The following is a 4743-nucleotide window of genomic DNA, read 5'->3' as shown; positions in this document are numbered from 1 at the left end:
CTGATGGAGCCGGTGCTGGAGCGGTTCCGTGACGCCATCGCCGGTGTCACCTTCGCCGCCCCGCGCATCCCCTTCGTGTCCACCGTGGACGTCAATGCGGCGCCGGTGGGCGCCGGTTACTGGGTGCGCAATGTTCGGGACACGGTTCGTTTCGCCGATGCGGTGGCGTACTTGCATGGGCAGGGCGTGACGAGGTTCGTGGAGATCGGGCCGGACACGGCGCTGACCGCCGCGGGACCGGACTGCCTGCCCGAGGAGAGTACGGCGGTGTTCGTCCCGCTGCTGCGCCGTGACCGGCCCGAAGTCCGTGCGCTGGCAGCGGGGTTGGCGCGGTTCCAGGTGCATGGCGGTACGGTCGACTGGGCGGCGTATCTGCCCGCCGCGGCCCGGGTCGAGTTGCCCACCTACGCCTTCCAGCGCCGCCGCTACTGGCTGGACGACGCCGGACCGGCGGACCGGAGCGGGTACCCCCTGCTGGACGCGGCCGTGGAGTTCGCGGAGGAGGACGGGTTCCTGCTGTCCGGCCGGCTGGCGACCCGGGCGCAGACCTGGCTGGGGGAGCACACCGTGCTCGGCGCGACCGTGGTGCCCGGCAGCGTCTTCGCCGAACTGGCCCTGCACGCCGCTGCGCAGACCGGTGCCGGCGCGGTCGCGGAGCTGACGCTGCAGGCGCCGTTGGTGCTGCCCGAGCACGGCGCGGTCGAGGTGCAGATGAGGGTAGGGGCGTCCGGTGCGGCGGGGCACCGGCCGCTGAGCGTGTACGCCCGCCCGGTCGGCGACGGCGCCGCGTGGACCTGCTACGCCCGCGCCGTGCTCGGTCCGGTGCCGGACGCGCCGCAGGCGGAGCAGGTCGCCTGGCCGCCGGGGGACGCCACCGCACTGGACATCGGCTCGGCCTACGCCGAGTTCGCCGCCACCGGGCTGGAGTACGGCCCGGCGTTCCAGGGGCTGCGCGCGGCCTGGCGGAGCGGCGACGAGATCTACGCCGACATCGCCCTGCCCGAGCTCACCGACACGGGCCGCTACGGGCTGCACCCCGCGCTGCTGGACGCGGCGCTGCACGCCATGCGCTACCTGCACGAGGACAAGGGCGGCCGCACCCTGCTGCCGTTCGCCTGGAACGGGATCGCGCTGCGCCGCACCGGGGCGTCCGCGCTGCGGGTGCGGATCTCCCCGGTCGCCGCCGAGGCGGCCCGGATCGAACTGGCCGACCCGACGGGCGCTCCGGTCGGGGTGGTGGAATCCCTCGCCGTCCGGCCGATCCAGGCCGCACAGCTCGGCCACCACGAGTCGCTGTACGCCGAGGACCTGGTGCCCGCGACCCTGCCGACCGGCCCGGAACCGACCGTGCTGACCTGCGCCGATCTGGCCGAGCTGCCCGAGGGGGACCTGCCCGCGGTGGTGGTGCTGCCGACCGGGGCCGGACCCGACCCGGTCGCCGCGGCCGTTCGGGCGCTGGGCGCGGTGCATACCTGGCTCGCCGAGGACCGCTTCGCCGGCACCCGGCTGGCCCTGTGCACCCGGAACGCGCGCACCGCCCCGGCCGCCGCCGCGGTCTGGGGCCTGCTCCGCTCGGTGCAGCACGAACACCCGGACCGCTTCCTGCTGGCGGACATCGAGGGCACCCACAGCACGGAGATTCCCGCCGCGGCCTGGAACGTGCCCGGCGGGCAACTGGTGCTGCGCGACGGCGTGGTGCTCGTGCCGCGGCTGTCCCACGTCCCGCTGTCCAAGGTCACCGACCGGGACGGCGCCACCTGGGACCCGGGCGGCCCGGTGCTGATCACCGGAGGTTTGGGCACGCTCGGCGCGGCCCTGGCCCGGCACCTGGCCGCCGACTGCGGGGTGCGCGAGCTGGTGCTCACCGGTCGTCGAGGTCCGGACACCCCGGGCGCGGCCGAGCTGTCCGCCGAACTCGCCGAACTCGGCGCCACAGCACGGATCGTGGCGTGTGACGTGGCCGAGCGGGATGCGGTGGCGGCGCTGCTGGCCGAGCATCCGGTGTCGGCGGTGGTGCACGCGGCCGGGGTCGTGGACGACGGTCTGGTCACCGCCCTGACCGAGGAGCGGCTGCGGGCGGTGCTGGCGCCGAAGGTGGACGGCGCGCGCTGGCTGGACGAGCTGACCCGCGACCGCGAGCTGACCGACTTCGTGCTGTTCTCCTCCGCCGCCGGGGTGCTCGGCGCGGCCGGGCAGAGCGCCTACGCGGCGGCCAACGCCGCACTGGACGCGCTGGCCCGGCAGCGCCGCGCCGCCGGTCTCCCGGCCACCTCGCTGGCCTGGGGCCTGTGGGAGGAGCGCAGCGGCATCACCGGCGAGCTGTCCGAGGCCGACCTGGCCCGCATCGCCCGCGCCGGGCTGCGGCCGCTGTCCACCGCCGAGGCGCTGGAACTCTTCGACCTGGCCCGCTCCGTCGACGAACCGGTGCTCGCACCGATGCGGCTGGACCGGGCGGCCAGGCTGGCCGGCGGGCCGGTTCCGGCGGCGCTGCGCGGCCTGGTCCGGCAAGCGCCCGCCCCGGCCGCCGACGCGAGCGCCGCACCCACCGCCGCACTGGCCGCGTTGTCCGGGCCGGACCGGGAGAAGGCGCTGCTGGCGCTGGTACGCGCCGAAGCGGCCAGCGTGCTGGCCTACGACTCGCCGGCCGCCGTGGCCGAACACCGCACCTTCGCCGAACTCGGCGTCGACTCGCTGGCCGCGGTGGAACTGCGCAACCGGCTGTCCGGAACCACCGGCATTCCGCTGTCCGCCGCGGTGGTGTTCGAGTACGCCACCCCGGTGGCGCTGGCCGCGCATCTGCACGAGTCCATGCCCGCCGCGAAGGGCGCGCGGGCCGGCTCGCCCCTCGCCGGGCTCGACCAGCTCGAAGAGGCACTGGCCGGAGCCGAACCCGGCGCCGTGGACCGGGCGAAGCTGCGCATGCGGCTGACCGCGCTGCTGGCCAAGTACGGCGGCGAGGAAGAGCAGACCGGTGACGCGCCGGAGCACGACCTGTCGTCGGTCTCCGACGACGAACTGTTCGGCCTCGTCGACGACCTCGGCGCCGGCTAGGGGGGAGAAAGGATTCCGCGTGGCGAACGAGGCGAACGAGGCGAACGTGGGGAGCGGGGAAAACGTGGGGGACGGGGAAAACGTGTCGAACGAGGCCAAGCTCCGGGACTATCTCCGGCGCGCGGTGACCGAGGCGCAGAGCGCGCAGCGCCGCCTGGCCGAGATCGAACAGGCCCGGCGCGAGCCCGTCGCCATCGTGGGCATGGCCTGCCGCTACCCCGGCGGGGTCGGCACCCCCGAGCAGCTGTGGGAGATGCTGGCCGCCGGCCGGGACGGCATCTCCGCCTTCCCCGCCGACCGCGGCTGGGACCTGGCCGGACTGCCGGTCGGGCTCGGCGGGTTCGTGGCCGGTGCCGGGGACTTCGACCCCGGGTTCTTCGGTATCTCCCCGCGCGAGGCGCTGGCCATGGACCCGCAGCAACGGCTGCTGCTGGAGACGACCTGGGAAGCGTTCGAACGCGCCGGGATCGACCCGCTCACCGTGCGCGGCAGCCGCACCGGCGTGTTCGCCGGGGTGATGTACCACGACTACGCGACGCTGATGGACCGCGTACCCGAGGAGCTGGAAGGTTTCATCGGCAACGGGAACGCCGCCAGCATCGCCACCGGCCGGGTCGCCTACACCTTCGGTCTCGAAGGCCCCGCCGTCACCGTGGACACCGCCTGCTCCTCCTCGCTGGTCACCCTGCACCTGGCGGTGCAGTCGCTGCGCTCCGGGGAGACCTCGCTGGCGCTGGCCGGCGGCGTGACCATCATGTCCACCCCCGGCACCTACGTGGAGTTCGACCGGCTCGGCGGGCTGGCCGCCGACGGCCGCTGCAAGGCGTTCTCCGCCGCGGCCGACGGCACCGGCTGGTCCGAGGGCGCCGGGATGCTCCTGCTGGAACGGCTGTCCGACGCGCGGCGCAACGGCCATCCGGTGCTCGCCGTCATCCGTGGCTCCGCGGTCAACCAGGACGGCGCGTCCAACGGGCTGACCGCGCCCAACGGCCAGGCGCAGCGCCGGGTCATCGTCGAGGCGCTGACCAACGCGGCACTGTCCCCCTTGGACGTCGACGCGGTGGAGGCGCACGGCACCGGCACCTCGCTGGGCGACCCGGTGGAAGCGCAGGCCCTGCTGGCCACGTACGGCGCCGACCGCGACCGGCCATTGTGGCTGGGGTCGGTCAAGTCGAACGTCGGGCACACCCAGGCCGCCGCCGGGGTCGCCGGCGTGATCAAGGTCGTACAGGCGATGCGCCACGGGGTGCTGCCGCGCACCCTGTACGTCGACACCCCGACCGCGCACGTCGACTGGGCCGGTGGCCCGCTGCGCCTGCTCACCGAGTCGCGGCCCTGGCCGGACACCGGGGTCCGCCGTGCCGCCGTGTCGGCGTTCGGGGTCAGCGGCACCAACGCCCACGTGATCATCGAGCAGGCCCCGGCCACCGAGACCACGCCGGAGCCCGCCGCGGAACCGGTGCTCCCGGTGCCGGTCCTGGTGTCCGGGCGTGGCGCGGCGGGCCTGCGCGGGCAGGCCGCACGCCTGCGCGAGCACCTGCTCGCCGAATCCGGGGCGACCGTCGCCGAGGTGGCTCGCGCGGCCGCGCTGTCCCGTGCCGCCCTGGAGCACCGTGGCGCGGTGGTGGCCGCCGACCGGGACGAGCTGCTGGCCGGTCTGGCGGCGCTGGCGAACGGCGACCCCGGGGCCGT

The 4743-nt window shown here is 75.3% G+C and carries 2 protein-coding genes; both read left to right on the top strand.

Translation table 11 applies throughout. The annotated features are described in order from the left end of the window. On the top strand, window positions 1-3051 hold a 3051-nt coding region (locus tag ACWC0C_RS47970), incomplete at its 5' end, for an SDR family NAD(P)-dependent oxidoreductase (RefSeq protein WP_450871496.1). Window positions 3052-3070: 19 nt separating this feature from the next. Then, window positions 3071-4743 (top strand): type I polyketide synthase (locus tag ACWC0C_RS47965; protein WP_450871495.1); only part of this gene is annotated, 1673 nt, incomplete at its 3' end.

This window comes from Streptomyces sp. NPDC001709 (assembly GCF_053596375.1).
The sequence above is the reverse complement of the archived record's forward strand: the minus strand, read 5'-3'. Positions and strand labels throughout refer to the sequence as shown.